A 15,841-nucleotide genomic window follows, 5' to 3' on the forward strand; every position below is an offset into this window, starting at 1 on the left:
GTCCCCTTCTCTAGTAGTGAAACACCACTGCTCAGCGGGCTACCGGAGCCCGCTTCGCCAGCCGCGCCCGCAGCAGGGTGGCGACCGCCCCGGCCAGCGCCACCGGCTCCACCGGGCGGGAGATCGCGGCGTCGGCCCGGCTCCAGGCGGCGAGCCAGGAGTCCTGCGGCCGGCCGATCAGCACCAGCACCGGCGGGCAGCCGTAGATCTCGTCCTTGAGCTGGCGCCCGAGCCCCAGCCCGCCGGCCGGCACCGCCTCGCCGTCCAGCACGCAGAGGTCCACGCCGCCCTTCTCCAGCGCCTTGATCACCGCGGGGGTGGTCGCGCACTCCAGGTAGGACAGCTCCGGGAGATCCTCGGCGGGCCGGCGGCCGAGCGCCGTCAGCACCTGCTCGCGGGTGTTGCGGTCGTCGCTGTAGACGAGGACGGTGAGCGTCTCATCGGTCGTGTACGCCATGGACCCTGCTCCCTCAAGTGTGATCCGGACCACGTTCGCCTGATCCGGATGCTACTCCCGATCACCGCCCGCCGAGTCCCCCTCGCACACGTTCCTCCTCAAGCCGCCGCGCCCTGCGCTCACCCGCCTGGAGGACGGCGCGTCACCCGGCCCCGTCCGGTCCACCCGTACGGCCGACCCGGCCCCCTCCCCCATACCTCCCGCGACTGCTCCGACCGTGCAACGACGCGCCGGGCAACGGGGTCGCGAGCCACGCCGAGGAACCGTCAGAAAAGGGACACGCCGCTGCTCAGCCGCCGTACGGACACTCCGTCGCCCCCCAAGCGGGCATACCGCACGCACCGGACACTCCGAGGGACACCCCCCGGCGTGAAGACGGAATAAGGGACCGACATAATGTCCGTCGTGGCGACAGCAACAGCAGTAGAAACCGGGCACGCGCACGGATCGGTCAACCGGCCGAACATGGTCAGCGTCGGAACGATCGTCTGGCTCAGTTCCGAGTTGATGTTCTTCGCGGCCCTCTTCGCGATGTACTTCACGCTCCGCTCCGTCAAGGGAGCCGAGTTCTGGACCGAGAAGGCCCACGCTCTCAACGTGCCGTTCTCCTCGGTCAACACCACCGTCCTGGTGCTCTCCTCGCTGACCTGCCAGCTCGGCGTGTTCGCCGCCGAGCGCGGTGACGTGAAGAAGCTCCGCATGTGGTTCATCATCACGTTCATGATGGGCGCGGTCTTCATCGGCGGCCAGGTCTACGAGTACACCGCGCTGGTCAAGGACGACGGCCTGTCGCTGTCCTCCGACCCGTACGGCACGGTGTTCTACCTGACCACCGGCTTCCACGGCCTGCACGTGACGGGTGGTCTGATCGCCTTCCTGCTGGTCCTGGGACGGACGTACGCAGCCAAGCGCTTCACGCACGAGCAGGCCACCGCCGCGATCGTCGTGTCGTACTACTGGCACTTCGTCGACGTCGTGTGGATCGGCCTGTTCGCGACCATCTACCTGATCAAGTAACCAGCTGATCAGGTCGCTGGCCACCGGCTGCGGCCCCCGCCCTCACCGGCGACGGGCCGCTTCTGCCGGTGCCGACGCTCCCACCGACCGACCGCGCGCGCAGCCCTAGACAGGCAGCCTCGTGCCGGCCAGACCGGCCGCCGGGTGCACCCACCAGTCGACCAGATCCTGACACCGGGGTTATTCCGTGAAAAAGCTCTCCGCACGACGGCGCCACCCATTGGCGGCGCTGGTCGTCCTACTTCTCGCCCTGGCGGCAACCGGGGGGCTGTACGCCGCGTTCGCGCCCGCCGACAAGGCGCAGGCCGACGTCGCCGCGCAGTCGCTCGCGATCGATGAGGGCAAGAAGCTCTTCGCCGTGGGCTGCTCCTCCTGCCACGGCCTGAACGGCCAGGGCAGCAGTGACGGTCCCAGCCTGGTCGGCGTCGGCTCCGCCTCCGTCGACTTCCAGGTCGGCACCGGCCGCATGCCGGCCCAGCAGCCCGGCGCCCAGGTGCCGCGCAAGAAGAACATCTACACGCAGGCCGAGATCGACCAGCTCGCCGCCTTCGTCGCCTCCCTCGGTCCCGGCCCGGTGACCCCGAAGGAGGAGCAGTACACCTCGACCAACCCCGATGACATCTCCAAGGGTGGCGAGCTGTTCCGCACCAACTGCGCCCAGTGCCACAACTTCGCCGGCCAGGGTGGTGCCCTGACCAAGGGCAAGTACGCCCCGTCGCTGGAGGGCGTGGACGCCAAGCACATCTACGAGGCCATGCAGACCGGCCCGCAGAACATGCCGTCGTTCCCGGACACCACCATGCCCGAGGAGCAGAAGAAGCAGATCGTGGCCTTCGTCCGCCACACCACCTCCGATGAGCCCAACCCCGGTGGTCTCACGCTCGGCAGCCTCGGTCCGGTGACCGAGGGTCTGTTCGGCTGGATCTTCGGCCTCGGCACGCTCATCGCGGTCGCGATCTGGGTCGCCGCCCACACCACCAAGGCCAAGAAGTCATGAGCCACGACATGTCAGAAGAGAAGCTCCCGGAGTCCCACGGCTCCGCCGGCGAGGTGGCCGCCCACGGCGACCCGTTCGCCGACCCGGGCCTGCCGGCCCACGAGCCCCGTCGCACCGACATCGACGAGCGGGCCGCCCAGCGCGCCGAGCGCCAGGTGTCGCTGATGTTCGTGATCTCGATGCTCGCCACCATCGGCTTCATCGCCTCGTACGTGGCCATCGACCCGGACAAGATCGTCTACATCTTCCCGCTCGGCAAGGTCAGCGCGCTGAACTTCGCGCTCGGCCTGACCCTGGGCGTCGCGCTGTTCATGATCGGCGCGGGCGCGGTCCACTGGGCCCGCACCCTGATGTCGGACGTCGAGCTGCCGGCCGAGCGTCACCCGATCGAGGCTGACGACGAGGTCCGCGCGGACGTCATCGAGCAGTTCAAGACCGGTGCCGCCGAGTCCGGCTTCGGTCGCCGCAAGATGATCCGCAACACGCTCATCGGCTCGATGGCGCTGGTCCCGCTCTCCGGCGTGGTCCTGCTCCGCGACCTCGGCCCGCTCCCGGAGAAGAAGCTCCAGGAGACCGGCTGGAAGGAGGCGACGGAGACCAAGCCGCTGCAGCTCGTCAACATGAGCACCATGCAGCCGATGAAGCCCGAGGACATCATCGTCGGCTCGCTGACCTTCGCCATGCCGGAGGGCCTGTCCACGCACAGCGAGGACTTCCAGCAGCGGATCGCCAAGGACGCCCTGATGCTGGTCCGCATCGCGCCCGAGGACATCAAGGACGACAAGTCCAAGGAGCTGGGCTTCGAGGGCATCCTCGCCTACTCCAAGATCTGCACGCACGTCGGCTGCCCGATCAGCCTCTACGAGCAGCAGACCCACCACGCGCTCTGCCCCTGCCACCAGTCGACCTTCGACCTGGCGGACGGCGCCCGCGTCATCTTCGGCCCGGCCGGCCACCCGCTGCCGCAGCTGAAGATCACCACTGACGAGAAGGGCAACCTGGTCGCCACCGGCGACTTCAAGGAGCCTGTCGGCCCGAGCTTCTGGGAGCGTGCTCGATGAGTAGCGCGAGCAGCACCACGACCGGTGCCGCCAAGCCCTCCAGCACGCGCGCCAAGCCTGCCAACAAGTGGGAGGCCGCGGCTGACTGGACGGACGGCCGGCTGGGGATCTACTCCCTCGCCAAGGCCAACCTGCGGAAGATCTTCCCGGACCACTGGTCCTTCATGCTGGGCGAGATCTGCCTCTACTCGTTCATCATCATCATCCTGACCGGCGTCTACCTGACGCTGTTCTTCAAGCCCTCCATGGGCGAGGTCATCTACAACGGGTCGTACATCCCGCTCAAGGGCATCGGCATGTCCGAGGCCTACGCCTCGACGCTGGACATCAGCTTCGAGGTCCGCGGCGGTCTGCTGATCCGTCAGATCCACCACTGGGCCGCGCTGGTCTTCGTGGCCGCGATGCTCGTGCACATGATGCGCGTGTTCTTCACCGGCGCGTTCCGCAAGCCCCGTGAGATCAACTGGGTCTTCGGCTTCCTGCTGCTGGTCCTGGGCATGTTCGACGGCTTCTTCGGCTACTCGCTGCCGGACGACCTGCTGTCGGGTACCGGTATCCGCTTCATGGAAGGCGCGATCCTCGCCGTCCCGCTGGTCGGCACCTACCTGCAGATGTTCCTGTACGGGGGCGAGTTCCCCGGCCACGACATCATTCCGCGGTTCTTCACCATCCACGTGCTGCTGATCCCGGGCATCATGCTCGGCCTGCTGGTGGCGCACCTGATCCTGGTCTTCTACCACAAGCACACCCAGTGGGCGGGCCCGGGCAAGACCGAGAAGAACGTCGTCGGCATGCCGCTGATGCCGGTCTACATGGCCAAGGCCGGTGGCTTCTTCTTCCTGGTCTTCGGTCTGATCGCCGCCATCTCGGCGATCGCCTCGATCAACCCGATCTGGGCCTACGGCCCGTACCGTCCGGACCAGGTGTCCACGGACGCCCAGCCCGACTGGTACATGGGCTTCTCCGAGGGCCTGATCCGTGTCATGCCGGGCTGGGAGATCAGCCTGTGGGGCCACACCCTGAACCTGGGTGTGTTCGTCCCGCTGATGATCTTCCCGCTGGTGCTGGTCTCGATCGCGGTCTACCCGTTCATCGAGGGCTGGATCACCGGCGACAAGCGCGAGCACCACATCCTGGACCGCCCGCGCAACGCCCCGGTCCGCACCGCCCTGGGTGCCGCCTGGATCAGCCTGTACCTGGTGCTGCTGGTCGGTGGTGGCAACGACCTGTTCGCCACGCACCTGCACCTGTCGATCAACTCGATCACCTACTTCGTCCGCGTCGGCTTCTTCGCGGTCCCGGTCATCGTCTTCATCATCACCAAGCGCTGGTGCCTCGGCCTCCAGCGCCGTGACAAGGAGAAGGTGCTGCACGGCCGCGAGACGGGCGTCATCAAGCGCCTGCCGCACGGCGAGTTCGTCGAGGTGCACGCCCAGCTGCCGCAGAAGGACCTGTTCAAGCTCACGGCGCACGAGCAGAACCAGCCGGTCGAGCTGCCGGCCCAGGCGGACGAGAACGGCGTGGCCCGCAAGGCCGGCGTCCTCACCCGCACCCGGGCCAAGCTGTCCCGCGGCTTCTACGGCGAGGGCAGCCAGATCCCCAAGCCCACCTCCGAGGAGCACCACGAGATCACCAGCGGCCACGGCCACCACTGATCCCGTACGGACCCCGCGTCACCCCGAGGGCCGCCGACCAGAGTTCGTCTGGTCGGCGGCCCTCGGGCTTTTCCCCATCTGCCGGCCCTTATCCGTCCACGCCACCAGGAGCCCCCGTGCAGCTCTCCGTCGACCCCGACTCCGCCACTCCCCCGTACGAGCAGATCCGCGCCCAGATCGCCGAGCGGGCCCGCACCGGCGAGTTGCCGACCGGCCTGCGGCTGCCGACCGTACGGGCCCTGGCCGAGGAGCTGGGGCTGGCCGCCGGGACCGTCGCCCGGGCCTACCGGGAGCTGGAGGCGGACGGCGTGGTGGAGACCCACGGCCGGCGCGGCACGCTGATCGCCGCCGCCGGGGACACCGCGCACCGGCTGGCCGCCGCGGCCGCCACCGAGTACGCCGAGCGCGCGGACCGCCTCGGGCTCTCCCACGCGGACGCCCTGGCCGCGGTGGTCACCGCCCTGCGGCTGGCCTACCCCGAGGCCTAGGAGGCTGCCCCCCTCCCGGCCGCTCAGACCTCCGGGCGGATCATCCCCGCGGCCGGGGCCTGGGCGGGCGGTGCGGTGGTGCTGAGGGGCTGTCCGACGGCGCTGTGCTTGACCCAGTCGGTCCAGCCGACGTTCCAGTCGCCGAAGCCGTTGCCGAACGCCTCCATCGCGGCGCCGCGGCTGTTCACCACCGTGACCAGGTCCCCCACCCGGGTGTTGTCGTAGAACCACTTGGCGTTGTCGGTGCTCATGCCGGTACAGCCGTGGCTGACGTTCTCCACGCCCTGCGAGCCGACGGACCAGGGCGCCGCGTGCACGTACTCGCCGCTCCAGGTCACCCGGGTGGCCCACTTCACGTCGAGGTCGTACGCCTCCGAGCTGCCGGTGGCTATGCCGATGGTCTCGCCGTTCATCCGGACGGACTGCTCCTGGCCGAGCACCACCTTGATGCCGTTGCGGGTGTCGAAGCCCGGCTTGCCGGTGGTGACCGGGATGGTCCGCACGACCTCGCCGTCACGCTTGAGGGTGAGTTCGTGGGCGGCCGCGTCGATCACCGACTCCACCCGCGCGCCGATCCGCAGCTTGAGCGCGCTGCGGTCGCCCCCGTAGAGGCCGTCCGCGATCCGGCTGCCGGTGCCGTCGAAGGCCAGCGAGACGGTCGTGCCGGCCGGCCAGTAGTCCTCCGGACGGAAGTGCAGGTTCTTGTCGTCCACCCAGTACCAGGCGCCCGTGACGGCGGGCTGGGAGCTGACGGTCAGGTCGCGCTCGACCTCCTGGCGGGCCTGCGGGTCCTTCACCGCCTCGGAGAGCTGCACGGTGAGCGGCTGGCCCACCCCGTAGACGCCGCTGCCGGAGGAGTCCGGGCCGAGCTTCGCGGTGAGCAGGCGCTGGGCGGCGAGGGTGCTGAAGTTCGCGGTGGTGTCGCCGCGGCCGCCCTTGCCGTCGTCGGCGGAGACGCGCACGAAGTACGCGGTGGCGGCCTTCAGCCGGCCGGTGGTCTGCCAGCTGCGCTGGTCGTCGGCGAGCTTCCCGGCGACCACCCGGCCGTCCGGGCCGACCACGGTGACGTCGGTGAGCCGGCTGCCCGCCACGGCCGTCACCGTGACCGGTTGGGAGGGATCGACCTTGCCGTCCGCCGAGAGGTGGACCAGCGGGGCCGCGTCGATCCGATGCGGCCCGGCGGACTCGTCGTCACCGGACGAGCAGGCGGCCACCGGGGCCAGTACTGCGAGGGCCAGCGAGATGCCGCCGATGCCTGCGATTCCGCGCCTGTCGGCCATGACCGCCTCCGAGGGTTCGCACGATTGATCCGATCGTAGGAACGCCTGCTGGCGGAGCGACATCCGAGGGACCCGCCGTTCACCCGGGTGAGTGAGGCCGTCACCCCGGGGACGCACCAGGGCCGGTCCTCCCGTGCGGGAGGACCGGCCCTGGTGTCGGAGAGCGGAACCCTACTGGTTCTGGTTCTCGCCCCGGTAGAACTCGAAGACCCATCCGAAGATGCCGACCAGGATGATCGGGGCGGCCCAGAACATCAGCCACCAGCCGAAGATCACGCCCAGGAAGGCGAGCGCGCCACCGAGCGCCAGCGAGAGCGGCTGCCAGCTGTGCGGGGCGAAGAAGCCCAGCTCGCCGGCGTCGTCCGCGACCTCGGCCTCGGGGTTGTCACCCGCGCCGCTGTCCACCCGGCGGGCGGTGAAGGCGAGGTAGTACCCGATGAAGGCGCACAGTGCGAAGGCCAGGAACAGCGCGGTGGTACCGGCGGCTTCGAGGCCCGGCCCCGAGTTGTTGGTCCACAGGCCGTAGGTGATGGCCATCGCCAGCACGAAGACCGACAGGCCGAGGAAGATCTTTCCCTGTTCCTTCATCAGGCGTCGCCCTCCTTGTTGCCCTTGCCCAGCTTGGGAGCGTCGTACTTCGCCGGGGTCACACCGGCGAGGTGCTTGGCCGGCTCGCCGTGGTTCTCCAGGTAGTCCAGCGCGGCGATCTCCGGGTGGTGGAGGTCGAAGGCCGGGGATTCGGAGCGGATCCGGGGCAGGGTGAGGAAGTTGTGCCGCGGCGGCGGGCAGGAGGTCGCCCACTCCAGGGAGCGGCCGAAGCCCCACGGGTCGTCCACGGCGACCTTCTCGCCGTACTTGGCGGTCTTCCAGACGTTGTAGAGGAACGGCAGGATCGACAGGCCCAGCACGAAGGAGCCGATGGTCGAGATCGTGTTCAGGGTGGTGAAGCCGTCCGAGGCCAGGTAGTCGGCGTAGCGGCGGGGCATGCCCTCCGCGCCGAGCCAGTGCTGCACCAGGAAGGTGGTGTGGAAGCCGAAGAACAGCGTCCAGAAGGTCATCTTGCCGAGGCGCTCGTCCAGCATCTTGCCGGTCATCTTCGGCCACCAGAAGTGGAAGCCGGCGAACATCGCGAACACGACGGTGCCGAAGACCACGTAGTGGAAGTGGGCGACGACGAAGTACGAGTCCGAGACGTGGAAGTCGATCGGCGGCGAGGCCAGCAGGACACCGGTCAGACCACCGAAGAGGAAGGTGACCAGGAAGCCGACCGTCCAGAGCATCGGGGTCTCGAAGCTCAGCGAGCCCTTCCACATGGTGCCGACCCAGTTGAAGAACTTCACACCGGTCGGGACCGCGATCAGGAAGGTCATGAAGGAGAAGAACGGCAGCAGCACCTGTCCGGTGACGTACATGTGGTGCGCCCACACCGTCACGGACAGACCGGCGATCGCGATGGTGGCCGCGATCAGGCCGGAGTAGCCGAACATCGGCTTGCGGCTGAAGACCGGGATGATCTCCGACACGATGCCGAAGAACGGCAGCGCGATGATGTACACCTCGGGGTGGCCGAAGAACCAGAACAGGTGCTGCCACAGCATCGCCCCGCCGTTGGCCGGGTCGAAGACGTGGGCACCGAACTTGCGGTCGGCCTCCAGGGCGAACAGCGCGGCGGCCAGGACCGGGAAGGCCAGCAGGACCAGCACGGCGGTCAGCAGGGTGTTCCAGACGAAGATCGACATCCGGAACATCGTCATGCCGGGCGCGCGCATGCAGATGATCGTGGTGATGAAGTTGACCGCACCGAGGATCGTGCCGAAGCCGGAGAAGGCCAGACCCATGATCCACATGTCGCCGCCGATGCCGGGCGAGTGCACCGCGTCCGACAGCGGGGAGTAGGCGAACCAACCGAAGTTGGCGGCGCCGTTCGGCGTCACGAAGCCGGCCACGGCGATGACCGAGCCGAAGAGGTACAGCCAGTACGCGAACATGTTCAGACGCGGGAACGCCACGTCCGGGGCGCCGATCTGCAGCGGCATGATCCAGTTCGCGAAGCCCGCGAACAGCGGCGTCGCGAACATCAGCAGCATGATCGTGCCGTGCATCGTGAACGCCTGGTTGAACTGCTCGTTCGACAGGATCTGGGTCCCGGGACGAGCCAGCTCGGCACGCATGACCAGGGCGAGGATGCCACCGATCAGGAAGAAGGCGAACGACGTGCCCAGGTACAGGGTGCCGATCGTCTTGTGGTCAGTGGTGGTCAGCCACTTGATGATGGTCGAACCCGGCTTCCGGGTCCGCTGCGCCCCGACCGTGACGGCCTCGGCGCCCCCGCCGGCCGCGGCGGGCTCGTTGAGGATGGTCACTTCTCTTCACTTCCCATGGTGATGAGGCCGGAGGGCACCGCACCGTTCTGGCCCTTGGCGCGAAGCTCGGCCAGGTGCTTGTCGTAGTCGGCGCGATCGACGACCTTGACGTTGAACAGCATGCGCGAGTGGTCGGTGCCGCAGAGCTCGGCACACTTGCCCATGTACTCGCCCTTGACGGTCGGGGTGACCTCGAACTTGTTCACCACGCCCGGCACGACGTCCATCTTCATCATGAAGTTGACGGGCCAGAAGTCGTGGATGACGTCACGCGAGGTGAGACGGAACTGCACCGTCTCGTTGACCGGCAGCCAGAGCGTCGGAACGTCCTTGGGAGTGCCGACCTCGTAGGCGGCGTCCTTGTTGGCCGGGTCAGGGGTCTCGGTGTTCTCGTAGTTGAACGCCCAGCTCCACTGGAAGCCGACCACGTTGACGTAGTGCTGCGGCTTCTCGGAGACGGCGGTCAGCTTGCTCTCGTCGCGGGCAACGAAGTAGAAGAGCACCGAAACGATGATGATGGGGACCGCGGTGTAGAGCGCCTCGATGGGCACGTTGTACCGGGTCTGCGGGGGGACCTCCACGCCGGTGCGCTTGCGCCGGTGGAAGATCACGCTCCAGATGATCAGACCCCACATCAGTACGCCGACCACCAGCGCCGCGATCCAGGACCCCTGCCACATCTGGAGGACCATCGGCCCTTCCTTGGTGACGGGGCTCGGGAGGCCAAGCCTGGGGAGGTCGTTGGCCGAGCAGCCGGTGGCGGTCGCGATGACGAGGCCCAGTGCCAGCGCCTGAGGCAGCTTCCGCCGCATCGTGCGCCGCGGCGAGCGGTCGGAGCCGTTGGGACTCACGTAGCGCCTTCCCGAAGTCTCGCCCGCCTTCGCGTCGCCCCGGGGAGGAGTGTGAGCCTCCCCGGCGACCCGTCCACGGGCACGGTTTGAATGCTTATGCGGGCCAAACCCTACTCCAGCCTTATGCGCTCCTGACGGGCAGCCCCCGGTAACGCGCCGCCCGGTCGCCCGATCAGGCCCGGCATGCGCTACGCCGCAGGTCATCGTAGGCATTCGAGGTCCGTACGCCCGATCGGGGGATGACCTCGGACAACGGCTGTGACGACCCGTCGGACGCGGACGAAGCGGACATTCGGGGTGATCGACTGACGGTGGGTGAGCCGCGCGATCGGACCGGAAAGCGCCTCGGGAGTGTCGTTAAATGTGACCGTGTACTTCGACGTGGCCTCGACGGCCCCTCTGCACCCCGTCGCGCGGCAGGCGCTGACCGCCGCCCTGGACGAGGGCTGGGCCGATCCGGCCCGGCTGTACCGCTCCGGCCGGCAGGCCCGGATGCTGCTCGACGCCGCCCGGGAGACGGTCGCCGCGGTGCTGGGCGCGCGGGCCGACGAGATCGCCTTCACCGCGAGCGGGACGCAGGCCGTCCAACTCGGCCTGCTGGGCGCCCTGGCGGGGAACCGACGGCGCGGCGGCCACCTGGTCCACTCGGCGGTGGAGCACTCCAGCGTGCTGCACGTCGCCGACCGGCACGAGGTCTCGGGCGGCGAGGTCTCGGTGGTCCCGGTGGACCGGGGCGGCCGGGTCGACCCGGAGGCCTTCGGCGCGCTGCTGCGCCAGGACACCGCCCTGGCCGCGCTGCAGAGCGCCAACCACGAGGTGGGCACCGTCCAGCCGGTCGGCGAGGTCGCCGCGCTGTGCGCCGAGGCCGGTGTCCCGCTGCTGGTGGACGCGGCGCAGAGCGCCGGGCGGGTGGACGTCCCGGCCGGCTGGTCGCTGCTGACCGCGAGCGCCCACAAGTGGGGCGGCCCGCCCGGGGTCGGGGTGCTGGCGGTGCGCAAGGGCGTCCGGTACGCCTCGCCGCTGCCCGCCGACGAGCGCGAGGGCGGCCGGGTGCCCGGTTACGTCAACGTCCCGGCGATCGTGGCCGCGGCCGCCTCGCTGCGGGCCGTACGGGCCGAGGCCGAGCAGGAGAACGCCCGGCTGCACGCGCTGGTGGAGCGGATCCGGGCCCGGGTGCCGCAGCTGGTGCCCGAGGTCGAGGTGGTCGGCGACCCGGTACGACGGCTGCCGCACATCGTCACCTTCTCCTGCCTGTACGTGGACGGCGAGGTGCTGCTGACCGAGCTGGACCGGGCGGGCTTCGCGGTCTCCTCCGGCTCCTCCTGCACCTCCTCCACCCTGACGCCCAGCCATGTGCTGGCCGCGATGGGGGTGCTCACCGAGGGGAACGTCCGGGTCTCGCTGCCGTTCGGGACGGCCGAGGCCGACGTGGAACGCTTCCTCGCCGTGCTGCCGGAGCTGGTGGCCGGGGTCCGGGCTCCGCTCGGGCTGGACCTGCCGGCGCCGGCGGTGAAGGCGGCTGGCGCGGGATCCCCGCCCCGAGCCGAAGGGCGCGCCGGTGCCGAAAGCGACGAGCGACAAGCGACCGACGAAGGAGGGAGTGCCGGAGCGAGGAACGTCGGCACCGGGTCCGAGCGCCCGGAGGCGAGCGGGCGAGTCACAGTCATCGACGCGCTGGGCAAGCGCTGCCCGCTGCCGGTGATCGAGCTGGCGAAGCGGATCGGCGAGGTGCCGCCGGGCGGCACGGTGGTCGTGCTGGCGGACGACGAGGCGGCCCGGCTGGACATCCCGGCCTGGTGCGGGATGCGCGGGCAGGAGTACGTGGGCGAGGCCCCGGCCGCCGACTACGGCGGCGACCGGGGCTCGGCCTACCTCGTCGTCCGGCGGACTACTTGACCAGGTGCGCGCGGATCTCGGCGGCCGCCTCGGCGCCGTAGGTGTCCTCGAAGCGCTTGAGGAAGCCGGCCGGGCGCAGCTCGTACTCCTGGGTGCCGACGGTCTCGATCACCAGGGTGGCGAGCATGCAGCCGAGCTGGGCGGAGCGCTCCAGGTCGAGCTCCCAGGACAGGCCGGCGAGGAAGCCGGCCCGGAAGGCGTCGCCGACGCCGGTCGGGTCGACCTTCGCCTCCTCCTTGGCGCAGCCGACCAGGATCGGGGCCTCGCCCTTGCGCTCGATCCGGACGCCCTTGCTGCCCAGGGTGGTGATCCGGGTGCCGACGCGGGTCAGCAGCTCCTCGGCGTCCCAGCCGGTCTTGGTCTCGATCAGCGCGGCCTCGTACTCGTTGGTGAACAGGTACGCGGCGCCGTCCACGATCTCGCGGATGTCGTGGCCGTCCAGGCGGGCCAGCTGCTGGGAGGGGTCGGCGGCGAAGGCGTAGCCGCGGGTGCGGCACTCCTGGGTGTGGCGGACCATGCCCTGCGGGTCGTCGGCGCCGATCAGGACGAGGTCCAGGCCGCCGACGCGGTCGGCGATCGGCTTCAGCTCGATGCTGCGGGCCTCGGCCATGGCACCGGTGTAGAACGAGGCGATCTGGTTGTGGTCCTCGTCCGTGGTGCACATGAAGCGGGCCGTGTGCCGGGTCTCGGAGATGTGGACGGAGTCGCAGTCCACGTTGTTGCGCTCCAGCCAGCTGCGGTACTCGGCGAAGTCCGCACCGGCGGCGCCGACCAGGACCGGGCGGAGCCCGAGCACACCCATGCCGAACGCGATGTTCGGCGCGACGCCGCCGCGGCGGATGTCCAGGGTGTCGACCAGGAAGGACAGCGACACGGTGTGGAGCTGCTCGGCGACGAGCTGGTCGGCGAACCGGCCGGGGAACGTCATCAGGTGGTCGGTGGCGATCGAGCCGGCGACGGCGATACGCACGGAAGGTCTCCTCAGGATGGCTGCGGGGCCAGCGGGCAGGCGGGGTCGAACCCACTTACGGTACCCGGCCCGGCGACGCGGCCAGGCAAGAGTGCCGTAAGTTGCCGCCCGCACGGCCATGGTGGCACCCCTTGCCGTCGAACGTGTACTACCTCCGGGTAGCACTGGTGGGCGGGACGAACCCCGGCCTAGGGTCGGCCTCAGGAGGCCCGCCGCGCGGGCGGGCCCGACGTCGACCGTGGCAGCGCGGCCACGGCCGGATCGGAGCGATGCCCGATGACGACCGACCACTCCCCGCTGCCCGGCCTGCGGGCCGAGGACGGCGAGACCCTCGACGCCCTGGTGGACTCCTCCCGGCGGCTGCGCCGGTTCTGGCCCCTGCTGACGGCCGGCCCGGAGCCCACCACCCCGGCGTCCGCCGGCTTCCGGGTCCCCTCCGGGGCGCGGCGGGTGGTCGCCGGGATGCCCGAGTACGGCCTCTGAACCGGTACGGGATCTCGGTGGGAACCGGATCCGTCCGGAGCACGTCACATCCGCGCGGAGCGGCCGAGGAGGCGGCACCGCTGAGCTCTCGGGAGGATGTGCAGATGGATCTGGAGACGATGCCGCGGCGCGGTCGGCGGGCCCTGGCCCTGGCGGGTCTGGCGCTGGCGACGGTGATGACGGTGGCCGGTTGCGACGGGGGCGGCAAGTCCGCCTCGGACTCGGCGACGGGCACGGCCGGTGCCTCGGCCTCGGCGAGCGCCTCCCCGCAGGCCCCGACGCCCTCCGGCAGCCCGTCCGCGGGCACCTCGGGCGCCTCACAGCCGGCCCAGCCGCCGACCGGCTTCACCCCCACCCCGGCCTCGCCGCCGCCCGGGCAGCCCGATCCGGCCACTCCCCCGGGCAACGGGATCGCTCCGGGCGAGCCCAACCCGAACGGTGCGACTGCGCCGACCCGCCCGCCGGTCGCCTACCGGGTGGACGGCACCACCAAGCTGACCGTCTACTTCTTCGGCGGGGTCTGCACCAAGTACGCACTGAAGGCGGACGAGTCGCAGCCCGGCCGGGTGGACGTGACGGTCGTGCCGGGCCCGCCGGCCGTACAGCCCGGGCAGGTCTGCAACGCGCTGGCCAAGCGGCAGTCGGTGTCGGCCGATCTGCGCTCGCCGCTGGCCGGGCGGACGGTGGTGGACCGCACCAGCGGGCAGGAGCTGCCGCTGGAGGGCGACCCGCACGCCGGGCCGGACCCGGTGACCCCGGACGTCGCCGGCCAGTAGCAGCCGGACGAGCGGAACCCGGCTACGAACGGAAACGAAAAGGCGGCCCCGGGAGCACCCGGGGCCGCCTTTCGCAGCGGGCTTAGCTGAACGAGTCGCCGCAGGCGCAGGAGCCGGTGGCGTTCGGGTTGTCGATGGTGAAGCCCTGCTTCTCGATGGTGTCGACGAAGTCGACGGTGGCGCCGCCCAGGTACGGGGCGCTCATCCGGTCGGTGACGACCTTCACACCGCCGAAGTCCTTGATCACGTCGCCGTCGAGCGAGCGCTCGTCGAAGAACAGCTGGTAACGCAGGCCGGAGCAGCCACCGGGCTGGACGGCGACGCGCAGCGCGAGGTCCTCGCGGCCTTCCTGCTCCAGCAGGGCCTTGACCTTGGCCGCGGCGGCATCGGTAAGGAGGATGCCACTCTCGACGGTGGTCTCGTCCTGGACGGTCATCTGCTTTCTCCCGGTCTTGACGACGGTCTGCCGCCAGTGCCAACCACCGGTCGTCCGGATTCATTTCCGGGACGGCGATGGATTTCTGCGGCCTGTTCGCGGCTGGTTACCCGCGGGACGGGTGTGCCACCCGTGGCCCCTACGCTCCCCATGCTCGCACAACCCGGGTGGAGTGGTCACCGCCCCGGTCGTGGATCGGCGCGAACCGGCCCCGCGGCGGCCCGCCGGACGCCAGGATGGTGCCCATGATCCTTCGCCCGGTCAGGGACAGCGCCGCGGACGCGGAGGCCGTCCGGGAGCTGTCCGCCGCCGCCTCCGCCGACCCCGCCGGTGCCGGGCCGGCGCCGCTGCGGCTGGCGAGGACCAGACACCTGGCGCGGACCGACCCCGGGGGCTGCTGGCTGGCCGAGAGCGGCGGGGAGCCGGTCGGGGTGGTGCTGTCGATGCGCCGGGAGGGGCTGTGGTCGCCGTCCCTGTACGCGGTGCGGCCGTCCGCGCAGGGCAAGGGCGTCGGGCGGCTGCTGCTGGAACGGGCGGCGACGCACGCGCGGGGCTGTCTGCGCGGGATGGTCTGCGCCTCGGACTCCGCGGCGGCGGTGCGCCGCTACAGGCTGGCCGGGTTCACCCTGCACCCGGCGATGCGGCTGTCCGGACGGGTCGACCGGGAGGGGCTGCTCGACCCGGGGGACATCCCGGTGCACCGCGGCAACGCCACCCACCTGCACCTGCTGGACTCGGTGGACCGCCGGCTGCGCGGCTCCGCGCACGGACCCGACCACGAGCTGATGCTGGGTCACTTCGAGGAGCTGCTGATCGCCGACGCACTGGCCGGCAGCGGCTACTGCTACCGGGACGGCGGCGCGGTGAAGCTGCTGGCGGCCACCAGCAAGCGGATCGCCGCCCGGCTGCTGCGCGAGGCACTGGCCCGGGTGCCGTACGGGGTCGAGGCCCGGCTGGAGTTCCTCACCGCGGAGCAGGAGTGGGCGCTGGACGTCGGTCTGGAGGTCGGGCTGACCCCGCGGGCCGGGGGCTTCGTCGGGGTGCGCGGGATGCGGCCGCCGACGCCGTACCTGCCGAGCGGGGCGTTCCTGTAGGCCGCAATGCGGGCGGC

General features: G+C 70.4%; 16 protein-coding genes. 9 read left to right on the top strand and 7 right to left on the bottom strand.

The annotated features are described in order from the left end of the window. Positions 1 to 31 precede the first annotated feature (31 nt). Positions 32 to 457: a response regulator gene (locus OP86_RS04415; protein ID WP_030060210.1), complete on the bottom strand. Its 426-nt coding sequence runs from the start codon at positions 455 to 457 to the stop codon at positions 32 to 34. 396 nt (positions 458 to 853) lie between these two features. Between OP86_RS04415 and ctaE the strand changes: the two genes are divergently transcribed. From ctaE to OP86_RS04440, 5 genes are all read left to right on the top strand, one after another. Further along, positions 854 to 1,474: an aa3-type cytochrome oxidase subunit III gene (gene ctaE, locus OP86_RS04420; protein ID WP_030060211.1), complete on the top strand. Its 621-nt coding sequence runs from the start codon at positions 854 to 856 to the stop codon at positions 1,472 to 1,474. A 187-nt stretch (positions 1,475 to 1,661) separates the two neighbouring features. Further along, a complete protein-coding gene (gene qcrC, locus OP86_RS04425; protein WP_030060212.1) occupies positions 1,662 to 2,471 on the top strand; it encodes a cytochrome bc1 complex diheme cytochrome c subunit in 810 nt (269 codons plus the stop codon). An 8-nt stretch (positions 2,472 to 2,479) separates the two neighbouring features. Continuing rightward, positions 2,480 to 3,532, top strand: coding sequence for a cytochrome bc1 complex Rieske iron-sulfur subunit (gene qcrA, locus OP86_RS04430; RefSeq protein WP_030060213.1), 1,053 nt, complete (start codon positions 2,480 to 2,482; stop codon positions 3,530 to 3,532). Then, entirely contained in the window at positions 3,529 to 5,187 is a 1,659-nt protein-coding gene (gene qcrB, locus OP86_RS04435; RefSeq protein ID WP_030257279.1) for a cytochrome bc1 complex cytochrome b subunit, read from the top strand. The genes qcrA and qcrB overlap by 4 nt, the downstream gene beginning before the upstream one ends. A gap of 116 nt (positions 5,188 to 5,303) precedes the next feature. Further along, positions 5,304 to 5,675, top strand: coding sequence for a GntR family transcriptional regulator (locus OP86_RS04440; protein WP_030055164.1), 372 nt, complete (start codon positions 5,304 to 5,306; stop codon positions 5,673 to 5,675). A gap of 23 nt (positions 5,676 to 5,698) precedes the next feature. Here OP86_RS04440 and OP86_RS04445 read toward each other — a convergent pair whose 3' ends face one another. From OP86_RS04445 to ctaC, 4 genes are all read right to left on the bottom strand, one after another. Continuing rightward, positions 5,699 to 6,955: a L,D-transpeptidase gene (locus tag OP86_RS04445; RefSeq protein WP_051829674.1), complete on the bottom strand. Its 1,257-nt coding sequence runs from the start codon at positions 6,953 to 6,955 to the stop codon at positions 5,699 to 5,701. Positions 6,956 to 7,126: 171 nt separating this feature from the next. Further along, positions 7,127 to 7,543, bottom strand: a complete 417-nt coding sequence (locus tag OP86_RS04450; protein ID WP_030055162.1) for a cytochrome c oxidase subunit 4 — start codon at positions 7,541 to 7,543, stop codon at positions 7,127 to 7,129. Next, positions 7,543 to 9,318, bottom strand: coding sequence for an aa3-type cytochrome oxidase subunit I (gene ctaD / locus OP86_RS04455; RefSeq protein WP_030257286.1), 1,776 nt, complete (start codon positions 9,316 to 9,318; stop codon positions 7,543 to 7,545). The genes OP86_RS04450 and ctaD overlap by 1 nt, the downstream gene beginning before the upstream one ends. After that, positions 9,315 to 10,169, bottom strand: coding sequence for an aa3-type cytochrome oxidase subunit II (gene ctaC / locus OP86_RS04460; protein WP_030061061.1), 855 nt, complete (start codon positions 10,167 to 10,169; stop codon positions 9,315 to 9,317). Before ctaC ends, ctaD begins: the two co-directional genes overlap by 4 nt. A 369-nt stretch (positions 10,170 to 10,538) precedes the next feature. Between ctaC and OP86_RS04465 the strand changes: the two genes are divergently transcribed. Next, positions 10,539 to 12,065: a cysteine desulfurase/sulfurtransferase TusA family protein gene (locus OP86_RS04465; protein ID WP_030257288.1), complete on the top strand. Its 1,527-nt coding sequence runs from the start codon at positions 10,539 to 10,541 to the stop codon at positions 12,063 to 12,065. On the opposite strand, the gene OP86_RS04470 is transcribed toward OP86_RS04465, so the two are convergent. Further along, entirely contained in the window at positions 12,058 to 13,035 is a 978-nt protein-coding gene (locus tag OP86_RS04470; protein WP_030061063.1) for a carbohydrate kinase family protein, read from the bottom strand. The genes OP86_RS04465 and OP86_RS04470 overlap by 8 nt on opposite strands. 276 nt (positions 13,036 to 13,311) lie before the next feature. Between OP86_RS04470 and OP86_RS04475 the strand changes: the two genes are divergently transcribed. Beyond that, positions 13,312 to 13,518 carry a hypothetical protein gene (locus OP86_RS04475; protein WP_030061064.1) on the top strand — a complete coding sequence of 69 codons (207 nt, stop codon included), beginning with the start codon at positions 13,312 to 13,314 and terminating at the stop codon, positions 13,516 to 13,518. 104 nt (positions 13,519 to 13,622) lie between these two features. Continuing rightward, positions 13,623 to 14,294, top strand: a complete 672-nt coding sequence (locus OP86_RS33315) for a hypothetical protein (RefSeq protein WP_051829675.1) — start codon at positions 13,623 to 13,625, stop codon at positions 14,292 to 14,294. A gap of 82 nt (positions 14,295 to 14,376) precedes the next feature. Here OP86_RS33315 and erpA read toward each other — a convergent pair whose 3' ends face one another. Next, positions 14,377 to 14,730 (bottom strand): iron-sulfur cluster insertion protein ErpA, encoded by a 354-nt coding sequence (gene erpA / locus OP86_RS04485; protein ID WP_030061066.1) that lies wholly within the window; start codon positions 14,728 to 14,730, stop codon positions 14,377 to 14,379. A gap of 245 nt (positions 14,731 to 14,975) precedes the next feature. On the opposite strand from erpA, the gene OP86_RS04490 reads away from it, so the two are divergent. After that, positions 14,976 to 15,824, top strand: coding sequence for a GNAT family N-acetyltransferase (locus tag OP86_RS04490; protein ID WP_030257292.1), 849 nt, complete (start codon positions 14,976 to 14,978; stop codon positions 15,822 to 15,824). Positions 15,825 to 15,841 lie beyond the last annotated feature (17 nt).

The organism is Streptomyces novaecaesareae (genome assembly GCF_000716875.1).
GTDB lineage: Bacteria > Actinomycetota > Actinomycetes > Streptomycetales > Streptomycetaceae > Kitasatospora > Kitasatospora novaecaesareae.